Genomic DNA, 19,365 nt, shown 5'->3' on the forward strand with positions numbered 1-19,365 from the left:
TAAGCATTCTTAAAACATCTTATTCAAGTTTGCCATTTCAATAGCGGACATTGCGCTGTCGTAGCCTTTATTACCCGCTTTTGTACCAGCGCGTTCAATCGCCTGTTCGATATTTTCTGTTGTGACAATACCGAAAATTACCGGAACCCCTGTATCCAAGCCTGCTTTGGCAATTCCTTTTGCTGCTTCGTTACATACATAGTCGTAATGTGTAGTTGATCCGCGAATGACCGTACCTAAACCGATTACTGCATCATAATTATTTGTTTCAGCCATTTTTTTTGCAACAAACGGTACTTCAAAAGCACCTGGCACCCATGCTGTATCAATGTTTGCTTCGTCAACACCGTGACGTTTTAAACCATCCAGTGCACCGCTTAATAACTTATCATTAATAAATTCATTGAATCGCCCAACGACAATTCCGATTTTCAAATCTGTTCCGACTAATTGTGCTTCAAATGTTTTTCCCATTTTAATTGCTCCTTTTTATACCGATACGGTAGTTAATTTTATATATTGAACTAAGTCTTCGATTGTAATAAATTTCAGTTTATGTTTTTGCGCTAGCTTTTCGAGCTGCGGCAAGCGGGCCATTGAACCATCTTCGTTCATAATTTCACAGATGACCGCGACTTCATTCGAACCGCAAAGCTTTGCCAGGTCAACGCCTGCTTCCGTATGCCCTCGACGTTCCAACACGCCCCCCTGTTTTGCAATGAGGGGGAATACATGGCCCGGACGATGAAAATGCCCCGGTTCTGTTGCTGGATCCAGCAATGCTAACATCGTTTTAGAACGCTCAAATGCACTTATACCTGTCGTTGTATGGATATGATCGATACTAATCGTAAAAGCCGTTTGATATGTATCGGTATTGCTTTGCACCATTGGATGAAGGGAAAGCTTTTCTGCAATTGCAGATGAAATTGGTGTACAAATTAACCCTCTTCCATAAAGCGCCATAAAATTAATATTTTCCGGTGTAGCGAATTCTCCTAACACAAGAAAATCCCCTTCATTTTCACGGTTCTCGTCATCTGACACAATAATAATCTCACCGTTTTTCAATGCCTGAATTGCTTCTTCAATCGTATTCATTTATCACCACTCCTTTAAAATCCGGTACGTTGCAAAAAGTCCATTGTAATCGTACTTCCCGTTTGATTTTGTAAATGTTTTTTTACATATTTTCCGATTAGATCTGTTTCAATGTTCACAACATCTCCTGGCTTTTTATAGCCTAGTACAGTCTGCTCATACGTATGAGGGATTAAGGAAATGGTAATGAATGTGTCTGTCACCTCAAAAATCGTTAAACTCGTGCCGTCTACTGTAATCGAGCCTTTCTTGATGCATTCTGCAATCAAATGCTTTTCCATTGCCAAATCAATATAAACTGCATTGGCGACCGGTCTTTTCCGTTGAATTGTCGCTATCCCATCCACGTGGCCCGATACAATATGCCCCCCGAAACGACCATTCGCCGACATTGCCCGTTCCAAATTGACAGGCTTACCTGCTGCTAATTGCTGGAGGCTGGTTGCTTTGACGGTTTCCGGCATAACATCCGCCAAAAATACGGTTGGCGAGAAATGCTTTACGGTCAAACAGACACCGTTAACGGCAATACTGTCCCCGAGTTGGACATCCTCTAAAATTTTGCTTGCGCGAATGGCTAGTTCCATCGCTTGTGTGGACTGGCTGATCGTTTCAACCGTTCCAAGTTCTTCAATGATTCCTGTAAACATCCTGCTCACCTCTTTTTAATAATAAAAAAGAACCCCGATTGAAGTCGGAGTTCGATGAGAGGAAAATTGAGCATCATCAAATAAGCTTTTTGAAGATAATTTTCAAAAAACTGCTGACATTGCTTCCTTCTCCCATCCAGACTATAACTGTCGGCTTTGGACTTGCACCAAATCCTGCACACAAAAGTGGCTCACGGGCTTAGAGATTACTCATCACCGTCGATTGGGAATTTCACCCGACCCCGAAGGAAATTATTTTTCAATGGAAATAAAAAAATCCCGTCACAAGGCGCGACAGGAAAAGTGTATAGCAAAAAACCACATTAAAAATCAAAAAATTTTAAAAATGTGTTGCCATTCCTTCTCCCATCCAGACTATAACTGTCGGCTTTGGATTTGCACCAAAATCCTGCACACAAAAAAGTGGCTCACGGGCTTAGAGATTAACTCATCACCGTCGATTGGGAATTTCACCCGACCCCGAAGGAAATTATTTTATTTGAAAGTTATTGTAACATAAATAAATTAAAAAGCTAATAGTATTTTAGCACTTACTTACTTTTTGTTCCCTCAATCTTTTTACATCTACCCCTCTATCAAATTAATATTTTGAAACTTTACTCATGGTAATACGTAGAAGAATATACATAATATCACAGAAAATAGAAAGGACTTATTGCAAGCTGATTTTAATTGTCTCTCATTTGCTTGGTTGCTTTTTTTAAGTTTTAATTTGTATAAAATATAGTGTCGGATAATCTTCAGTAATATAAAAAAACAAATACCTTTTTAACGATAATGGAGGCTTTTATGGCGAATAATTCACAATCGAATAAATATCTTATCTTTCTAGAACTACTGTTTTATGCAGCTTTACCCTATGCAATATGGAAGTTTGGCCGAGAGCCTTTTGGTGACTATGCTGCGATGCTGCTGTCCACTGTTCCCGGGATAATTTATACTGTTTACCGCTTTGCTAAGGATCGGCAGTTTAATGTGACGGGCTTGTTTATTTTAGGCTCGATGCTTATAGGTACTACAGTAGATTTATTGTCAGGTTCAGCGGAGCAAATGATTTGGAATAATGTTTATTTAGGTCTTTTTTACACATTTCTCTATGTAATTTTATTTATTATAAAAAAGCCTTTTCCTTTGTATGTTGCAATTGATTTTGCATATTTGCAAGGCTATGCACGAAAGGACAGTAAAGCTTTGTTCTTTCAAAAAGGGATTTTCGAATGGTTTCAGCTGATCCAGATTGTTTTCATTATTCGAGGACTTGTTATGGCAGGAATTACGGTCTTTCTGCTACAGAAATACGGAATTGACAGCTATGGGGATATGCTGATTTATAAACGTATAGCAAGCTGGCTGTTTTCCGGCATAGTAATGGGTATGTTCTTCTACATTAATGTAATCGTGCAAAATTACACGAACAGGGTACAGGAAAAAAATGATGAAAAGCTGCCGGAACCTGAAGTTATGGCGAAGTAATTTTTTGTGAAAGGATGATGGTGATGAAGAACACAGCAAATGTAAAAGAATGTCCAAAATGCGGCGGCACGGAATTAGGTAGAGGAAAACATAGCGGCTACAGTGTTATGGCCCCTGTTAATAAATTGAGTTTGGGTTGCAATATCGAATACATTATATGTACACATTGTGGATTTATCATTGAGGGCTATGTCGTAAAGCCCGAGAAATTTAAAGGAACATTTTAATTTAGACTTCCACTTACTAAAAGCCCATTGCATCCTGCAATGGGCCTCTCATTTTCTATATTATAAAAAATTACATCTTCCAACTACCTCTGCTTTTACTGAATAATATGCTTTTTGTATCTCCTTTGCATCCGTTGGATATGTCGCCATCAATTCATCACGCAACTCTTTAAGCTTTTTTGTATAACTTCCTGTAAAGCCATTCATTATAGCCGTCAAAAACACGGGGCTGTAATTTGTTTTCATTTGATTCATAGTAACCGCCCCTTCATTAATTCAACTGTTTTAGTCGCTCTTTTGCGGCCACCATATTTTTTAATGATGCAATCGTCTCTTGTTCCGTACGAGTTTTCAGGCCACAATCGGGATTGATCCAAAATTGTTCTTTTGCGATTACTTTTTTACCTTTTTCAATAATGGCTGCCATTTCTTCCACAGTTGGAATACGCGGGCTATGAATATCATATACACCTAAACCAATTCCTAGTTTGTATGGTGTTTCTTTTAGTACTTTTATGAGTTCTCCGTGGCTTCGTGATGTTTCAATTGAAATCACATCCGCATCCAATGATTCTATTACATCTATAAAATCGTTGAATTCACAATAACACATATGTGTATGAATCTGGGTCGTTTCACGCACACCGCTTGTCGCTAATTTAAACGCATTTACACTTGCATCGATATAAGCCTTATGCAGACTTTTACGGATCGGCAAGCCTTCTTTCAATGCAGGTTCATCTACTTGAATAATATTGATTCCCGCATTTTCAAGTGCTCTTACTTCTTCTCTTAGTGCCAGGCCGATTTGATAAGCAACTTCTGAGCGCGCTAAATCATTTCTTACAAATGACCAGTTCAATATTGTAACGGGTCCCGTCAACATCCCTTTGACCGGTTTTTCCGTAAGTGATTGTGCCGCACTTACTTCCTTTACTGTCATCGGTTCTATCCATTCAACATCTCCGTATATAATTGGGGGTTTTACACAACGTGATCCGTATGAAACTACCCATCCATTTGTCGTAAAAGCAAAGCCATTTAATTTTTCACCAAAAAATTCCACCATGTCAGTTCGCTCGAATTCACCATGAACAAGGACATCAAGGCCAAGTTGCTCCTGAATGGTAATCCAACGTGCGGTTTCATTCGCGTTGAATGCTTCATACTCTGTTGTTGTAATTTCCCCTTTTCGCCATAATCTACGGTTTTTCTTAACTTGTGCGGATTGCGGGAAACTCCCGATTGTTGTTGTCGGATAGTCTGGTAACTGTAAAAAGGCACGTTGTAGCTTACTACGCTTGCCGTAGTTATCAGTTCGTTTAAATGCTTCCGGTGTTAATGCGTTTACTTGTGCATGTACTGCTTTCTTTTTTCTTGATTCATGCAGTGCCAATGTTCGGATTGCTTTTTCGCTATCTAAAAAAGCCTGGATATGAAGAACTTCCTGCTGAAGTATTTTCCCTTTGATCATTTGCAATTCCGTTATTTTTTCATTAGCAAATGCCAAAGCATTTAGCAGCTCTGGTACAATCCCGTTTTCTCCTGCTGTTGTAACTGGCACATGCTGAAGACTGCACGATGTTTGTAAATGGATTGGTGAAAATGGTACATAGGAACGTATTTCCGCTACTAGTGCCAACTGCTTCTGCAACTCGGCTCTCCATATGTCCCGACCATTAATAATACCTGCATATAGAACTTTATCTTTTGGGAAACCAAACTTCTTTAACGCTGCTAGATTTTCATTTTTCCCATGAACAAAGTCCAGTCCAAAGCCATCTACAGGCAAATTAATCATTGTTTCATAGTTGGATAACGCTTCAAAATAAGTTGTGCAGATCGATTCAACTGTCAGTCCTTTTAATATTTGATGATAGAAATGTTGAACTAATGCGATATCTTCGGACGTAAGGTCTTTTGTAAGGCTTGGTTCTTCAAGCTGGATCGATGTTGCGCCACTTGCTTCCAATGACTGAAGCAACTCTTTATACACCTTTACCAGCTGCTGAATATAGTGTTGTTTTTGTTCTTGGCCTACACCTTTCGTCAGTTTATAAAATGTAAATGGACCGATAATAGTCACACGAGGGGTCATGCCGAATGCTTCGATTGCCTCCTGAATATATTGCGCGTAAACATTGTGTTGCAATGTCAGTTGCTGCCCTTCGTATTCCGGGACAATGTAGTGATAATTCGTGTTGAACCATTTCGTCATTTCACAAGCCACCACATTTTCAGCCCCGCGCGCCATTGCAAAATACGCTGTTAACTGATGCTTCAAGGAAAGACGGTCGTATCTAGATGGAATCATATTAAACATAATGGCTAAATCAAGCATACGGTCATAGTATGTAAAATCTCCTACCGTTAAAACATCCAGCCCTAAATTCTGCTGTTGATGGAGTTGGGCAAGTCGTAAGTTTTTCATTTCCTGTTCATAGGATTCCAAAGACAATTGTTCTTTCCAAAACGCCTCTGTTATACGTTTCCATTCACGATTTTGTCCAATATACGGATAGCCAATTACTGCTGTTTTCATAAACAATTCCTCCTTAAATTTGTTACATAAAAACCAAAACCCCTCTTTCAAAATGAAAGAGGGGTGTGAATGTTTAAGAGATTGACAATAAAAACCTTTGCATAATCAAAGGAGTTCTGTCTCACTTTCGCACAAAATCACCACCTATTTCCACGTAGGTATTGGCGTGTACTAGTTTCCGGCAGGTCTCCTGGCTCATCATCAACGTTCTTGTGACCCTTCCCATCAATAGACAGTGGTTGAATATCACGAACTCCGATTTACAGTTGCGGGACAGCACCAGACTTTCACTGGTTTCCCTTTTAAGCTTGTTCTCACAAGCACCGTAACTTACACAGTATGTAATTTCGTATACTATATCATAGAATTCTAGTTTTGAAAATTCTTTTTATTTTGCGACCATATTAAAGATATGCGGGGTTGAAATAATTTCAGTGGATGCTGTGTGCTTTTTATTAGAAGAAATTTGTTTATTTTAGCACTTCTGGTCTTCCGTCAATATTTCGGACAAACGTTAAGAGACTTTTTTTGCTACCGCCCTTCGGTTGCTCTGCTTTTCATCCCTCCATGCCCAGACCTGGGCATGGAGGGATGAAAACCCTGTAAGAGAACTTTATGAGGCATTTTGACAAACGGGCTCCTGTTGATTTCTCTCAAATTGGTTTGGTGATAAATAACCGATTGTTGAATGACGTCGTCGTTCATTGTAAAAGTTTACGATATATGACTCCACGCTCTTTCTTGCTTCTTTTTTGGATTCGAAACGGTGACGATAGATCCATTCTTTTTTGATTGTGGCGTGGAAGGATTCAATACACGCATTGTCATAGGGATCTCCTTTACGACTCATGCTAATTTTAATCCCATGTTCTTTTAAAGTTCTTGTATAGCTTGTGGCACAATATTGTGCACCTCGATCTGAATGATGAACTAATCCTTTTTCGGGTTTTCGAACTGCTAAAGCATGCTTCAAGGCTTGATCTACTAATGTTTCTTCCATATGATCTGCGATGGCCCAGCCGACGATTTTACGAGAATATAAATCCATGATTGACGCAAGATACACCCACCCCTCCAGTGTTCGGATATAAGTTATATCTGCGACCCATACTTTATTTTTCTCTTTTACTTGAAATTGGCGTTTGACTAGATTCGGATAAATAAATTGATGGTGATTGGAATCCGTTGTTCGTTGAACAGTTTTCGGGATTACGGCACTTAACCCAAGGTTTCGCATCATATTCGCAATTTTCTTTTGCGAACAGACATACCCTAAACTCGCTAAGTCTTGCGCAATTCGAGGGCTACCGTATGTACCAAAACTCCTCGCATACGATCGATGAATCTGATGGGCAATTTCTGTATCACGTACTTCTTTTTCCGATAAGGGCTGTATCTGTTTTTTACGCCAATCATAATAACCGCTTTTTGAAACCATCAATACTTTACACATCATCGCAATGCCAAAGTCGTTTTTATGCTTTTCAATGAATGCATAAATCACTCGGGGTTTTTCGCGAAGATGTGCATAGCCTTTTTTAGAATTTCATTCTCTTCTTCCAAATCACGTAACTTCTTATCAAACGCTGCCTGCAACTTATCTACTTCGCTAGAAGTAAAGTAACGTGTGACATCCTGATTTTTCGATTCACGATAATCTTTAATCCATTTATGGATCGTTGAAGATCCAATTTCAAACTTAAATGCCAGATCTGAAACTTTTGCGCCATCTTCTAAAACAGACTTTAAAATGTATTCTTTTGTTTGTGTGTCTAATCGTTTACGAGTTTGTTTTTCTTTCATCGGTTCCACGTCCTTTTTTAGATATCTTAATCTTAAAGTGTCTCTTAAGACGTGTCCATTTTTTATACTAACCTCACTTCTGCGGATGATTTTAGAAAAGTTGACATACTTATTAGCTAATCTGGAACTGATATTAGCATATCCTGCTCCTTTATTAGAAAATCAGCAACTTATTAGAAAATCGGTGGATTTATTAGCACATTTTTATATTTATTAGAAAAGCCCGCAGTAAACTCCATAAAAAAACTTGCTTAAAAAGCAGCTACACTTTTTTCGCAAGTTAATCTTTCATTTCACTATTACTTTAGACGTTCGTCAATGAGTGCTTCCATATCACTCGCAATCGTTTCATATGGAACACCATCTTCGCCAGTGCCATAGCCTGAATAGTTTTTCACGGCGATTCCTTTTTCATCCACTAGGAAAAATGTATCGGCATGGATAACTTGATCGTTCCCTTCAATCGACTGGACAGGTGTTTTAAATGAGTTTCTGCCAAACTGCTCAATAAATTTTTGATCGTATCCTGTCAGCATATGCCATTTTGATTCATCTACTGGTGTATGGCGCGATAAATATTCTGTCAAACGCGCCGGTGTGTCGTAGTCCGGATCAACGGAAAACGCGACAATTTTATAATCTTCCAGCCCTTTTTTCTCGAGATGATCCTGGACACGGGTCATATTCATTGTCATTGGTGAGCAAATTGTTGTACAGCTTGTGAAGATGAACATTGCAAGCCATGGTTCCCCTTTTAGGCTGTCCAGTGTCACTTCATTGTTCCGGTGATCGGTCATCGTAAACTCGCTAATTTCAAAGTTGGTCGTCGGTTTAAACTGATAATTGCTGCATGCTGTAAGTACAGTTGCTGCCAAGAGCATAAGTGCGAATACTATGTTTTTCGTTTTCATTTCTCTCTCTCCACTCTTTGAACATTACTCTCATCTTACCCAATATTTAGTATATTCTCAATAGTTATTGGAAGAAAGGACGTGTGTCAACATTGTGAAGAGTTTCTCACGCTCTATCTGCAGGATGATGTAATGATACGAGTGCTGTATGAATCGCTTCAAGTTTTGTTTCTATCCGATACAGTAAATAAAAAGATATAAAGATCGGAAACGTTACTTCCTGAAGAATGGCAATCCACTGGTCCATTATAATCCCTCCATTTTTATTTAAAGAAGCCGGCAAAGCATCACACTTCGCCGGCCTTGCTATTAGCTGATCAGTTCAATTGCTGTTACATTACGCTCAACAATACGCGCAGATTTTTTTACATTGAACAAAAATCCGTCTTTCGAAAATACCGCCTGATCAATAATTGTTTGCATCGCTGCATTCACTTCAGCCTCAGTTAAATTCGGCTTCGGATCACTTATATTGATCGTCATCGTGCTTCCTGCAATGTTGGCAAATGTTAATTGTAAAACTTGTGCCATAAGCTCTCCTCCTTTTCTTTACTACACTTAATTAAGCTGTAATCGTTTCTTTCTGCGTTTTCACAGATTCGATATAATCGTAATCTGTTAAGCCGACGATTGTTGTCCCAACTGTGTACAGCTGCTGGGCTGTTGCGTTTCTTTCCAAGTTACGGAATGTGGAACTTTTAATCATTGGCTCATTAAATTCATCAAGCCCTGTCTGATAATAAACTGTCAACGTCGCAGATAAAAATCCAAATTCATTCATGTTTCTCACCTCCTTGCCCTATATATGTCATGATTTACAGAAAAAAGGGACAATGACGATGAAAAAAATTACAAAAACTTATATAATAGACAATAATGAGGTTTATCACCAATAGATTAGTAGAAGAAATTTCGTAGACAATATTAAGTAATGAGGTGAACATTGTGGGCTTAGATGGCTGGTTTTTATGGTTTATTTTATTTTGGGTTGTAGTATTGATTTCGCTTATGGGGATTGGCGGCTTTTTTATGTTCCGCAAGTTTTTGAAGGCCCTGCCGAAACAGGATGGTAAATCGGATTTAGATTGGCAAAACATATACTTAGATAAAACAATTCATCTATGGGGTGAAGATGAAAAACAATTACTTACCGAGCTTGTCAGTCCTGTACCAGAGTTATTCCGGCAAGTTGCCAAAGAAAAGATTGCCGGTAAAATCGGTGAAATCGCCCTGAATGAACGTGCCACAAAAATCGACTTGGACTTAATTATTCGTGGCTATATTATCGCTTCGCCAAAGCGCGACCATAAGTTTTTACGTAAAAAGCTCGATGAAATGAGAATTGATACGACGAATTATGATCATTTATTTGAGACGTAAAACGAAAAAGACTGTCTTTAAAAGTATAAAACTTTTAGAGACAGTCTTTTTTATGCGACAATATGCGATTTTTCAAGCTTCTTATATTTAATAAGCATACCGATTCGCCACGGTAAAATCATAGAGAAAGCCAAGATAAAGAACATACCGGCCAGTTCACCGACATCAAATGTATCGGCAAATATTAATTTCAAAATAATACGTAGTACAAGTAATCCCACTAATATGAATGGAAATGCTTTAGATTGCTTCATATAAATTGCGCCGTCTCGCACTTCAAACTTCGACGTTAAGATTAATACAGATGAAAATAACAAGCCTAGTGCGGCCGCTTCTACTATTTGAATTGGCGCTACACGAAATTCCTCAAAAATAAACATCAGTGCACCTGTTGACATCGCAAAAGGCGGGATGAGTATTTTTTTTGTGGATACCGGCTTTTTTTGTGCACGTAGTCTTATGAACATTACGAATGAGCCCATTAAGACTGCCATAATCGTCGAACCAATTAATAAATAGTGAGAAGGTATACTGTCAAACATCATATTCCTCCTCTTGCATGAACGAGTGTAAAGATCTGGTATATACGAATCATGCACCCTTTTTCCCTTATATTACTTCCCTTAGTATAGCACGGTCTTATTAAGCAGGGAACTGTCAGAATCCTTTAAAACCATCGAAAATCGGCAAGAGAAGATTAATAATATACGTCAATCCGTCAAAGAACAATAAAATTCCGACCGCAATCATAATATAGCCGCCAACTACTATGATTTTTTGGCTATGTGTGCGAATCCAGTTCATTCGTGAAATGAAGAATGACAATGTAAAGAATGGGATAGCAAAGCCTAAGTAGTATGCTAGCATATACCACATTGCCGAGTCAGGATTCGTTCCACCAAGGGTAATAATCGCTGCCAGTATTGGTCCTGTACAAGGAGTCCATCCCGCTGCAAAAGCAAGACCGATCAGCACCGAACCTAAATATCCGGATGGTCGGTTTTTGAACTGGAACTTGCGGTCTTTCATTAAAAAGTCAATTTGCAGCAGACCGACAATCATTAAACCGAATGCGACAATTAAAATGGCTCCAATTTGACGCAGTAAGTCCTGGTATTGAAAAAAGAAATCTTTCGCTAACGATGTTCCAAATCCGATGGCGATAAATATAATCGAAAATCCAAGCAAGAAAAATAAAGTATGTAAAATTGCGCGTTTTTGCATCATCCCTTTTTCGGCTTTCAGCTCATCGAGTGTCATACCGGTTATGTAGGACAAAAATGCAGGATAGAGCGGTAGCGTACATGGTGAAATAAAACTTAAAAACCCGGCACCGAACGCTAAAAGGATATTTAAATCTGAATTCATGCTGCTTCATTCTCCTTAACATTGATACCTTCATCGTACCAAATTTCCCCATACATTACTTGCTTTTTTAAATGAAAATTTTTTGACAGCATTTTGTGGTTGATTTGAAAGGTAAATGTGCGAAAGTGCCGCGCTAATGTTTGAAAAATAAATGCTCTGTCTGCATGATTGGACTGACACTTTAGCACATTTGAGAAAAGAAGGGCGTGTTTTATTATCGAATCATATCAATAATAAAAAGACTGGAATAAATGACCGAGGTAAACAGGACCACAATTGAAATCGTAATAAATTGGAACCTAAGCGACCAGCGCCATACACATTCCTTAGGATAGCTTTTTTTCCATCGAAGAGCTGCCTTAAAGTTAATAAACCAGCAATGCAATGTGATAAAAATGGAAGGAATGGTATACAATGCGATCAACAACAAAGATTGTTGGAATACGTTTGTCGTATATTTTCCGTAATGAATCATGAAGTATGGGAGTACAAACCAGAATACGGATGTAAATACTAATACGACAGCTGCCAAAATATGCAGCCATAAATATTCACTGTGTGTTTGCCTGTAATGTTTTAATGCTGCCTGCATGATAAATCACCTACTTTTTTTCACTTACTATTCCCGCTTTTTGTCGAAAATGAAACCGGAAAAATATAGTAAACTGAAAAATCCTGCCTTTATCTCTTAAGATTAAGGCAGAATTTTTTAAAAAGATGAAGATAATTCGAAAATTTCTCTGTTGGACCGTAAATTCCATTCAGGTTCGAAGCGTTTCACAATTGCATTTTTCAGTTTATTCATTGCTTTTTCATTTTCCATTGGATATATTGCAAAATGCACATCGCTCGTCGGCAAAAGCTGTGTTATCTTTGCGTTTACATGGCAATGTGTAGACGTTCCATCCCGATAGCAACCTTTTGCATATATGCTGCCAATATGCTGATTAAAACGCTCTTTAAAAGTTCTTGCGCAAACACCACAAAATTTCAGTTCATTGTTTGCAACAATCGTATAAATGCCTTGCTGTTTCAATAAATTCTCATCTCCACTAACAACAAAGCGCGAGTAGATCAGGTCACCGTAATTATTTAAAAACTGTCTGTAAATAGGGTTGCCTTCATCTTTAAGAGATTTTAATGCAGCCCCTGCCGGCAAATCCAATAAATATTTCTGTTTGTTTACACAGTCTTTTAAATGCTCGTATTTCTTTTGTTTCGTAAGCTCGCCCAACGTTTTTTTATCAAAACTCTCAAATAAGTCGGCAATACCCTGTTCTAGTACAATTATCTCTACTTTAGTTAACTCTATTTTTTCTTCATTTATTTGGATAAACATTCATATTCCCCTTTCAACGAATCCCCTTTTAACATAAAATTTCGATAGAAAAGATTAAAACCCTCTTTATTTTTCAAATTCTGTATTAGTACACAATTAAACATTGCTTGCTCTCAAAAAAAAAGCGATTCGCTCTATTGAACGAAACGCTTTACTATTAAAAATTTTCTTTATCAAATACTTCCAAATCAATAATGCGTGCCCCTTGTTTTAAGATGGCGGCTTCTAGCTCGTCCACTGTCGATTGTTTCGCGCCTTTTGCCAGAGTAATAACTACTCGACGTAAATAGGTCGTGTCATCATCAAGCGAGAACACACAATGCAGAGGCCACACCTTTTTGACCGCCGTCAGAACTCTTATTAAAATTCCGTCCGTGTCCGGCAAAGCAATTGTAATGGCACAGCTACCTGTTCGGTATCCCCACGCCTCTTCCAATAGCTCAAATACTTTAGAATGAGGTAAAATGCCGGCAAAGTTCCCTTTCGTATCAACAACCGCCAAATAAGGCAACTGTTTAATCGAATGGAATACTTCAAAAAATGAACTGTTTTCGTGGACGAATGCATCTGCTTCTTCCGTCAGTGCTTTTACCGGAGCTTTCATATCGCCTTCCTTTAATTTATATTCGAGCACTTCGATTTTATAAATATTTCCGACGAATTTTTCACCTGCTTCATCCAATACCGGGATGCATCTGTAGCCATTATCATTTAACTGACCGAGTACGTCTTTAATCGGGTCCGTCTCTTTTACATAGCTTACATCTTTTTTCTTTACATACCTTTGTTTAACTAACATGGCATTACCTCCTTGATGTACTACTCTTATTTTAATGGTAGTGATTCAAATACGAAAGAAATTTTTGGAATATTTCGTATTTCCTATTTGTAAATTTCATAATAAATATACGCATACGCTAAATCCAGGCATTTTTGATAGCTAGTTAAACTATTTTCTTTATTATTTACTGAGGCGAAATAGATGGCCTCTAGTTCACTGCTGTTTTTCGGATAAGATTCACGGATTTTATAGAAAACCTTTGCACATAGTGTATCGGTACAGTTTTCAGACAGCTGAATAATATAGCCGATTGTCGATTCATCAAGGCGTGTACTCGTGATGATGACATCTTTCATCACTCTCATCATTTCTTCATTGATTAAATGAATAATTTCATTCAACTTCTCTTTTTCAGTCGCCACCACTTTACAATCAACTAGAACGAGCGTATACCCCTCATCTTTCACTGAGTTCAATAGGTATGTACTCGTGAGATGAAACTGCTGTAATGGCGATATAAAGCTTTTATCCAGTTCAAAATCGTTCGTCGTGGATGTTTTAATATATTTTTCCATATAGCGTTTATCGGTTTCAATTTTACGGTAAAAACGTGACTGGTACTGCTCCATCTTTTTTAAGAGGATTTCTTCGTTAATCAGCTTGTAGGAACGGGTAATATATTTATAGCATTCTTGCACTAAGTCCTTATGGCTATTCGCTTTCATGGAAAGCAGGAGGACTTTATGCATTACTTCAATTGCACATTCATATCGGCCATTTTCAAATAGAATTTTCCCTCTCAGGACACGCACATGGAGATCGATTCGGGAAAACTTTTCAAATGGATACTCTTTAAAATAATCATTAAATAACTTCTCTGCATAATCTACTTTTCCAAGCTGCAATGACATTTCAATATGTGTTATAAAACGGACAAGCAAGAACCGATCATCTTCCGGCTTCCCCATCTTTAAAAAGACAGCAGGTATTTTGCTGATATCCCAAAAGATTTCTTTCGGTAATTGGTCCATTTGGGTTGCAAAATAATTATTCATCGCAAGTGACAGCAATGCATAATTTTCATCTTCCAATGCTAGGCTGCTCGCAAGTCTGTAATATTTTTTCGCCTGAACAAATTCAATACTGAAATAATAGCAGTGCCCAATTATTAAATAGAGTTGAGCTAAGCACTCCTTAAGATTTTCTTTAAAATGCTCTTCCTGATCCAACAACAGTTGTAAAATCTTAAGATTGCTATTAGCTAAAACAAAAGGTTCACTATCAAAACGTAGAAAGTCACTCATCTTTTCAAAGTTCCCCTCTTTTACTAATGATTTGAACATTACTCTATACGCCTCATAATGTGCATCCAATGATGTAAATGTTTGTGATCGATAATGGTCAAGCTGCAATGTTTTAAGTTGCTCCCCCATCGTTATATACACCTCCTATTTTTCCAAAGATAATGGCTCGTAAAGTTCTCTTTTAATAATTGAAAATTGGTCCATAAAACGAATGACTTTCAGTTTAAAATCATTATATATAGCTGCATTCTCCTCTAAATACTGGCGCAGATCTTTTATTATTATCGTTTCAATTTGGACGAGCTTTTTTGGATAATGTTCGTATTCATAGAAGCGATCATTAAATAATTGCTTTGAGCTGTTTTCAAATTTCATATATAAATCATATTGTTCTTTTGATAATGATTCGAGTACATCACGCAAAAGATCCAAAAATAAATTGACTGTCATTACCGAAACCATTAAAGCATTCGTATAAGATCCAACCGTTGTTTTTTTCAGTCGTTTTAATTTCGAACTGACAAGGATCTCATTCAATATAAAATTTCGCAACAAAAAAATGAGGGCATACTCGGAATTGATGACCGGTTCTTCCTCAAAATAAAAGTAAATCCAAACATCACTTACACTGTCTTTTGCAAAAGATAAGTGTGTAAAGTCATGTCGGATTAAATGGAAAAAGTATTCAAAATGCTCAAGCTGTTTAAATTGTTCCAACTGTTGATCAGTTAATATAAATAACGAATTCGATGTATCAAAATCCTTCATCTTCACACCTCATTTACAATCTTTACTACCATTATAATAGTTATTTGTTAAATTTTGTTGTATTTTGTAAAATAAAAAGACATACCCGAAAGAAAGTGACTTTCGGGCATGTCTAATCTAATTAATATGAATTAATATGCTAGGCCAAATAACGCTTTAATATGAGTCATATAGCGGATATTTGAAGCTTCTTTCATTAATGAAGCTGGTAAACCTACTAATTGAGTGTTGTTTGCCCCAACTGTAGCAATACCGTCTTTACGACCTAAAGAACCTAAAGTACCTGAGTTAGTAAATTTGAATTCTTTTAAGTCGGCACCTTTAATTTGCGCAAAAATGTTGTAACCTGCAATTTCACCTTGCTGCCACGCTACTTGAGCAGTTGGCGCATAAGTTGGGCGGTCACCTGGGTTTGGAATATGTGCTGATGCATCACCAATAACAAATACTTCAGGATGTGAAGTAGATTGTAAGAAGTCATTGATTGTTGCTTTACCGCGATCTGCAGCTAAACCTGATTCAGCGACTAATGGAAGCGGAGCAACTCCACCTGTCCATACTAATGTGTTTGCAACGATTGGCTCACGGTCTTTTAATTGAATGACATTGCCTTCAACACCAGTAACAGGTGTTGATGTAATGAATTCTACACCGCGCTTCGATAATGACTTAGTTGCACGATCGATTAAGTTTTCCGGGAATACTGGCAAGATTTTTGGACCTGCTTCAACTAGTTTAATTTTAAGGTCTTCAAATTTAACACCGTATTTCTCAGCAACTTTAGGGAAGTGGTCTACGATTTCACCAACAAGCTCAACGCCTGTTAAACCGCCACCGCCGATAACGATTGTAGCATCTGCTTCGTCTTTTGTTGTTGCATATGCTTTAATGCGTGCTTCAATATGCTCGCGAATTGCATTTGCTTCATCTACTGATTTTAATACGAAAGAGTTTTCCTCTAAACCTGGGATTCCGAAGAAACCTGTTTGGCTACCTAGAGCAACAACTAATGTATCGTATTGTACTGTTTTGCCGTTTGAAAGTACTACATTTTTGCTTTCAACGTCAAAGCTGTTTACTTTTGCGATTTCCAAGTTGATGTCATAACCTTTGAAAATCTTTTCAAGTGGCAATGCTACAGCACCTTCAGCAATTGTACCGCCAGCTAAACGGTGTAATTCAGTAATGATTTGATGTGTAGGGAATTGGTTTACAACTGTAATACGCGCTTCGTCTTTATTTAAATATTTACGAGCTGTTTGTGCTGCTAATACACCAGCAAATCCAGCACCTAAAATAACGATTTCTTTAGTTACCATATTAAAAATCCTCCAATAAAATTAGATTATACAAATTATTTCATTTGTTTACGTTCAGATGCTACTTGTAAAAATGCATTAGCAAAACGTAATGCCCCTTGAACCTGTGGGTCTTTTAACATTTTTAATAAGCCGAATACACCTACTGTTTCATTGCTAACTTCAGCACGGTCTTTCGCTTCAATCGCTGTCTGTGCCAATGATTTTGCAGTATCAACAACTGGGCTAGCCATTTCTGTTACAGCCGCAACTGTATCATTTTTTAATGTTTCGTCTGTTGCAACACTAGTCGCAAATTCATAAGTTTTTGTTAATAAAGTAGTCATCTCAGCCAATTTTGGTAAGTTATCTACTAAAGTAGTTAATGAAGCTTGTACCTCTGGCTTTAGTAACTGATCTAATACATCTAATTGCTCTTGTGTAACAGCCACTTTTTCTACCTGCTGATTATTCATTTCTGACATAATAACTCTCCTTTGCCATCACTTAATATTATTTTTTTCGAAAATTTCATACCTGATTGTAAAAACTTTCACATACCATTCAATAAGCAACGATAGCACAAAGATTCGTTTGTTACAATTAGAAATCGGAAATAAACGACCGAAAAACTTAATTCAAGAATATTCTGTAATTTTATTATTTAAAAAAATTTAATTTTTATGTATTTAGCGTATTTTTGTGTATTTTATAATAAAAATTTCCCTTTATTATTTTTAATATTGGAAGTATTGAAATAGTTGATTCTTATCATTATTAAAGGTTAATTAGGTATTTAAATGATGGAAAACAAAAATTCATTACTACGAAAAGTGAATCACCCCCTCCTCTATTCCCCACCCTGTTATTTTTCTAAAAAAACTTTCTCTTTAAACTGTTGATTTGACTCAATAGGAACCTCCACGTTGCTATGAAACGAAAAAGTGCGTACTTTTTTTAATTTTCGAGTGGATCCATAATAAAAAAGCAACGAAATACTTATTCAATTGGAGGATCAATAAATGATTACTAGTTTACAGGATACAATCAAATTAAATAATGGGGTAGAAATGCCAGCAATGGGCCTTGGCGTCTTTCAGGTAGAAAACGATACAACGGCAGAAATCGTTAAAAATGCGATTGAGCTAGGTTATCGCAGCATTGATACAGCTGCTATTTACGGCAACGAAGCGGGTGTTGGCGAGGGCATACAATTAGCACTGGCCTCTACCGGATTAAATAGAGAGGACTTATTCATCACATCTAAAGTTTGGAATGCCGGTTTAAATTATGAGGAATCTGTTTCAGCTTACGAAGAAAGCCTGGAAAAATTAGGGCTGGATTATTTGGATCTCTATTTAATTCATTGGCCGGGTCAAAATAAATTTGCCGAATCTTGGACCGCTTTAGAGGATCTATATCAGGAAGGCAAAATTAGAGCAATCGGGGTTTGCAATTTCAATATCTCGCATCTGCAGGATTTATTGAAAACTGCTCGTGTAACACCAGTCATTAATCAAGTAGAGTTTCACCCGCGTTTACAACAACGATCATTACGTGCATTTTGTAAAGAACACAATATTCAGTTGGAAGCTTGGGCTCCATTAATGCAAGGGGGTCTACTCGAAGATACGACAATTGCAAAAATTGCCGAAAAATATGGAAAATCAAATTCACAAGTTATTTTACGTTGGGATATTCAAAATGAAGTAATCACGATTCCTAAATCAGTTCGTAAAGAGCGGATGGCGCAAAATGCCGACATTTTTGACTTTAGTCTTACTGATGAAGAAATGCAGATAATCAATGCGATGAATTTAGATAAACGCGTCGGTCCAGATCCGGAAGTTTTTGATTTCTAATTTAAATTGAAGAATTGAAAATTGCAGAGACGAAAAGCCTCAAGATTTTAGTACTTGAGGCTTTCATTATTTTTATTAAGATAGTTTTTGCACAGCAATATCATCATCTCGCTGCATAAGAAGAACTTCTTCACCATTCTCTTTTAATTTTTCAATATGTTTCTCTCCCCATGTACAAAGTAAGTTGAGCACCGGCTCCATCTCGTGTCCATATGGGGTTAAAGAATATTCAACTTTCGGTGGTACTTGGTTATACACCTTACGATTAATTAAACCGCATTGCTCAAGTTCGCGTAATTGGGACGTCAGCATTTTTTGTGAAATGCCGGGAATTAATCGGCGAAATTCATTTGTTCGGATTTGACCATGGTGATTGAGGTGACAAAGAATGACTGGTTTCCATTTACTGCCAATGACTTCGAGTGTTGCTTCGACACCAATATTATAAACTTTTTTCATTTTGAAACCCCCAGTATTATCAAAAGTAACTAAAAGTACTGTACATGCTTTTATAGTATGTATGAATAATACTATACC

At 37.4% G+C, this 19,365-nt stretch carries 24 protein-coding genes and 3 riboswitches; of the genes, 3 read left to right on the plus strand and 21 right to left on the minus strand.

What is annotated here, in order from left to right:
* Positions 1–9: 9 nt before the first annotated feature.
* The 3 genes from ribE (MKY07_RS10070) to ribE (MKY07_RS10080) are packed head-to-tail and all read right to left on the minus strand — an operon-like array spanning position 10 to position 1,751.
* Positions 10–474 (minus strand): 6,7-dimethyl-8-ribityllumazine synthase, encoded by a 465-nt coding sequence (gene ribE, locus MKY07_RS10070; RefSeq protein WP_008403743.1) that lies wholly within the window; start codon positions 472–474, stop codon positions 10–12.
* A gap of 15 nt (positions 475–489) precedes the next feature.
* Positions 490–1,101, minus strand: coding sequence for a 3,4-dihydroxy-2-butanone-4-phosphate synthase (ribB, locus tag MKY07_RS10075; RefSeq protein ID WP_339261904.1), 612 nt, complete (start codon positions 1,099–1,101; stop codon positions 490–492).
* Positions 1,102–1,115: 14 nt separating this feature from the next.
* Entirely contained in the window at positions 1,116–1,751 is a 636-nt protein-coding gene (ribE, locus tag MKY07_RS10080) for a riboflavin synthase (RefSeq protein WP_008403747.1), read from the minus strand.
* A 120-nt stretch (positions 1,752–1,871) separates the two neighbouring features.
* Positions 1,872–2,005: riboswitch (FMN riboswitch) on the minus strand.
* Positions 2,006–2,105: 100 nt separating this feature from the next.
* A riboswitch (FMN riboswitch) is annotated at positions 2,106–2,243 on the minus strand.
* A 318-nt stretch (positions 2,244–2,561) separates the two neighbouring features.
* Here ribE (MKY07_RS10080) and MKY07_RS10085 point away from each other — a divergent pair.
* Positions 2,562–3,245, plus strand: coding sequence for a VC0807 family protein (locus MKY07_RS10085; protein ID WP_008403749.1), 684 nt, complete (start codon positions 2,562–2,564; stop codon positions 3,243–3,245).
* 287 nt (positions 3,246–3,532) lie between these two features.
* Here MKY07_RS10085 and MKY07_RS10090 read toward each other — a convergent pair whose 3' ends face one another.
* The 8 genes from MKY07_RS10090 to MKY07_RS10125 all read right to left on the minus strand — a co-directional run bounded on the left by MKY07_RS10090 (position 3,533) and on the right by MKY07_RS10125 (position 9,509).
* Positions 3,533–3,727, minus strand: a complete 195-nt coding sequence (locus MKY07_RS10090; protein WP_008403753.1) for a hypothetical protein — start codon at positions 3,725–3,727, stop codon at positions 3,533–3,535.
* A 16-nt stretch (positions 3,728–3,743) separates the two neighbouring features.
* A complete protein-coding gene (gene metE / locus MKY07_RS10095; RefSeq protein ID WP_339261906.1) occupies positions 3,744–6,014 on the minus strand; it encodes a 5-methyltetrahydropteroyltriglutamate--homocysteine S-methyltransferase in 2,271 nt (756 codons plus the stop codon).
* Between the two features lie 162 nt (positions 6,015–6,176).
* Positions 6,177–6,357, minus strand: a riboswitch (cobalamin riboswitch).
* A gap of 270 nt (positions 6,358–6,627) precedes the next feature.
* Positions 6,628–7,518, minus strand: a complete 891-nt coding sequence (locus tag MKY07_RS10100) for an IS3 family transposase (protein WP_156732622.1) — start codon at positions 7,516–7,518, stop codon at positions 6,628–6,630.
* Positions 7,515–7,817 (minus strand): transposase, encoded by a 303-nt coding sequence (locus tag MKY07_RS10105; RefSeq protein ID WP_065217046.1) that lies wholly within the window; start codon positions 7,815–7,817, stop codon positions 7,515–7,517. The genes MKY07_RS10100 and MKY07_RS10105 overlap by 4 nt, the downstream gene beginning before the upstream one ends.
* A gap of 299 nt (positions 7,818–8,116) precedes the next feature.
* Positions 8,117–8,728: an SCO family protein gene (locus MKY07_RS10110; protein ID WP_008403757.1), complete on the minus strand. Its 612-nt coding sequence runs from the start codon at positions 8,726–8,728 to the stop codon at positions 8,117–8,119.
* Positions 8,729–8,834: 106 nt separating this feature from the next.
* On the minus strand, positions 8,835–8,975 hold the full coding sequence (locus MKY07_RS10115) for a YvrJ family protein (protein WP_008403759.1): 141 nt from the start codon (positions 8,973–8,975) through the stop codon (positions 8,835–8,837).
* Positions 8,976–9,037: 62 nt separating this feature from the next.
* Entirely contained in the window at positions 9,038–9,259 is a 222-nt protein-coding gene (locus MKY07_RS10120; protein WP_339261908.1) for a DUF2922 domain-containing protein, read from the minus strand.
* A gap of 31 nt (positions 9,260–9,290) precedes the next feature.
* On the minus strand, positions 9,291–9,509 hold the full coding sequence (locus MKY07_RS10125) for a DUF1659 domain-containing protein (protein ID WP_008403764.1): 219 nt from the start codon (positions 9,507–9,509) through the stop codon (positions 9,291–9,293).
* A gap of 155 nt (positions 9,510–9,664) precedes the next feature.
* Between MKY07_RS10125 and MKY07_RS10130 the strand changes: the two genes are divergently transcribed.
* Positions 9,665–10,108 carry a DUF2621 domain-containing protein gene (locus MKY07_RS10130; protein WP_173364517.1) on the plus strand — a complete coding sequence of 148 codons (444 nt, stop codon included), beginning with the start codon at positions 9,665–9,667 and terminating at the stop codon, positions 10,106–10,108.
* Between the two features lie 50 nt (positions 10,109–10,158).
* Here MKY07_RS10130 and MKY07_RS10135 read toward each other — a convergent pair whose 3' ends face one another.
* From MKY07_RS10135 to MKY07_RS10175, 9 genes are all read right to left on the minus strand, one after another.
* On the minus strand, positions 10,159–10,650 hold the full coding sequence (locus tag MKY07_RS10135; RefSeq protein ID WP_008403767.1) for a cytochrome c biogenesis protein CcdC: 492 nt from the start codon (positions 10,648–10,650) through the stop codon (positions 10,159–10,161).
* A gap of 115 nt (positions 10,651–10,765) precedes the next feature.
* On the minus strand, positions 10,766–11,476 hold the full coding sequence (locus tag MKY07_RS10140) for a cytochrome c biogenesis protein CcdA (RefSeq protein WP_339261911.1): 711 nt from the start codon (positions 11,474–11,476) through the stop codon (positions 10,766–10,768).
* Positions 11,477–11,690: 214 nt separating this feature from the next.
* The gene (locus MKY07_RS10145) at positions 11,691–12,068 is read right to left on the minus strand and encodes a hypothetical protein (RefSeq protein ID WP_008403769.1); all 378 of its coding nucleotides are present in this window, start codon (positions 12,066–12,068) and stop codon (positions 11,691–11,693) included.
* A gap of 117 nt (positions 12,069–12,185) precedes the next feature.
* Positions 12,186–12,815, minus strand: a complete 630-nt coding sequence (locus MKY07_RS10150; protein WP_008403770.1) for a hypothetical protein — start codon at positions 12,813–12,815, stop codon at positions 12,186–12,188.
* Positions 12,816–12,972: 157 nt separating this feature from the next.
* A complete protein-coding gene (gene cbpA, locus MKY07_RS10155; protein ID WP_008403771.1) occupies positions 12,973–13,614 on the minus strand; it encodes a cyclic di-AMP binding protein CbpA in 642 nt (213 codons plus the stop codon).
* 83 nt (positions 13,615–13,697) lie between these two features.
* Positions 13,698–15,029, minus strand: coding sequence for a dehydrogenase (locus MKY07_RS10160; RefSeq protein WP_339261915.1), 1,332 nt, complete (start codon positions 15,027–15,029; stop codon positions 13,698–13,700).
* A 15-nt stretch (positions 15,030–15,044) separates the two neighbouring features.
* A complete protein-coding gene (locus tag MKY07_RS10165) occupies positions 15,045–15,668 on the minus strand; it encodes a serine protease (RefSeq protein WP_339261917.1) in 624 nt (207 codons plus the stop codon).
* Between the two features lie 131 nt (positions 15,669–15,799).
* The gene (locus MKY07_RS10170; RefSeq protein WP_008403774.1) at positions 15,800–16,987 is read right to left on the minus strand and encodes an NAD(P)/FAD-dependent oxidoreductase; all 1,188 of its coding nucleotides are present in this window, start codon (positions 16,985–16,987) and stop codon (positions 15,800–15,802) included.
* Between the two features lie 35 nt (positions 16,988–17,022).
* On the minus strand, positions 17,023–17,451 hold the full coding sequence (locus MKY07_RS10175) for a DUF1641 domain-containing protein (RefSeq protein ID WP_008403776.1): 429 nt from the start codon (positions 17,449–17,451) through the stop codon (positions 17,023–17,025).
* Positions 17,452–17,988: 537 nt separating this feature from the next.
* Between MKY07_RS10175 and MKY07_RS10180 the strand changes: the two genes are divergently transcribed.
* Entirely contained in the window at positions 17,989–18,828 is an 840-nt protein-coding gene (locus tag MKY07_RS10180; RefSeq protein ID WP_339261920.1) for an aldo/keto reductase, read from the plus strand.
* Positions 18,829–18,903: 75 nt separating this feature from the next.
* Here MKY07_RS10180 and MKY07_RS10185 read toward each other — a convergent pair whose 3' ends face one another.
* A complete protein-coding gene (locus MKY07_RS10185; protein WP_339261922.1) occupies positions 18,904–19,287 on the minus strand; it encodes a helix-turn-helix domain-containing protein in 384 nt (127 codons plus the stop codon).
* Positions 19,288–19,365 lie beyond the last annotated feature (78 nt).

The organism is Solibacillus sp. FSL W7-1472 (genome assembly GCF_037969775.1).
Lineage (GTDB): Bacteria > Bacillota > Bacilli > Bacillales_A > Planococcaceae > Solibacillus > Solibacillus silvestris.

Coding starts and splice junctions, on each gene's coding strand:
- MKY07_RS10165 (WP_339261917.1), bottom strand. CDS start 15,668: ATGAAGGATTTTGATACATCGAATTCGTTATTTATATTAACTGATCAA.
- MKY07_RS10140 (WP_339261911.1), bottom strand. CDS start 11,476: ATGAATTCAGATTTAAATATCCTTTTAGCGTTCGGTGCCGGGTTTTTA.
- MKY07_RS10170 (WP_008403774.1), bottom strand. CDS start 16,987: ATGGTAACTAAAGAAATCGTTATTTTAGGTGCTGGATTTGCTGGTGTA.
- MKY07_RS10110 (WP_008403757.1), bottom strand. CDS start 8,728: ATGAAAACGAAAAACATAGTATTCGCACTTATGCTCTTGGCAGCAACT.
- MKY07_RS10115 (WP_008403759.1), bottom strand. CDS start 8,975: ATGGACCAGTGGATTGCCATTCTTCAGGAAGTAACGTTTCCGATCTTT.
- MKY07_RS10105 (WP_065217046.1), bottom strand. CDS start 7,817: ATGAAAGAAAAACAAACTCGTAAACGATTAGACACACAAACAAAAGAA.
- MKY07_RS10180 (WP_339261920.1), top strand. CDS start 17,989: ATGATTACTAGTTTACAGGATACAATCAAATTAAATAATGGGGTAGAA.
- MKY07_RS10090 (WP_008403753.1), bottom strand. CDS start 3,727: ATGAATCAAATGAAAACAAATTACAGCCCCGTGTTTTTGACGGCTATA.
- ribE (WP_008403747.1), bottom strand. CDS start 1,751: ATGTTTACAGGAATCATTGAAGAACTTGGAACGGTTGAAACGATCAGC.
- MKY07_RS10175 (WP_008403776.1), bottom strand. CDS start 17,451: ATGTCAGAAATGAATAATCAGCAGGTAGAAAAAGTGGCTGTTACACAA.
- MKY07_RS10120 (WP_339261908.1), bottom strand. CDS start 9,259: ATGGCACAAGTTTTACAATTAACATTTGCCAACATTGCAGGAAGCACG.
- cbpA (WP_008403771.1), bottom strand. CDS start 13,614: ATGTTAGTTAAACAAAGGTATGTAAAGAAAAAAGATGTAAGCTATGTA.
- MKY07_RS10135 (WP_008403767.1), bottom strand. CDS start 10,650: ATGTTTGACAGTATACCTTCTCACTATTTATTAATTGGTTCGACGATT.
- MKY07_RS10085 (WP_008403749.1), top strand. CDS start 2,562: ATGGCGAATAATTCACAATCGAATAAATATCTTATCTTTCTAGAACTA.
- MKY07_RS10150 (WP_008403770.1), bottom strand. CDS start 12,815: ATGTTTATCCAAATAAATGAAGAAAAAATAGAGTTAACTAAAGTAGAG.
- ribB (WP_339261904.1), bottom strand. CDS start 1,101: ATGAATACGATTGAAGAAGCAATTCAGGCATTGAAAAACGGTGAGATT.
- MKY07_RS10160 (WP_339261915.1), bottom strand. CDS start 15,029: ATGGGGGAGCAACTTAAAACATTGCAGCTTGACCATTATCGATCACAA.
- MKY07_RS10145 (WP_008403769.1), bottom strand. CDS start 12,068: ATGCAGGCAGCATTAAAACATTACAGGCAAACACACAGTGAATATTTA.
- ribE (WP_008403743.1), bottom strand. CDS start 474: ATGGGAAAAACATTTGAAGCACAATTAGTCGGAACAGATTTGAAAATC.
- MKY07_RS10125 (WP_008403764.1), bottom strand. CDS start 9,509: ATGAATGAATTTGGATTTTTATCTGCGACGTTGACAGTTTATTATCAG.
- metE (WP_339261906.1), bottom strand. CDS start 6,014: ATGAAAACAGCAGTAATTGGCTATCCGTATATTGGACAAAATCGTGAA.
- MKY07_RS10185 (WP_339261922.1), bottom strand. CDS start 19,287: ATGAAAAAAGTTTATAATATTGGTGTCGAAGCAACACTCGAAGTCATT.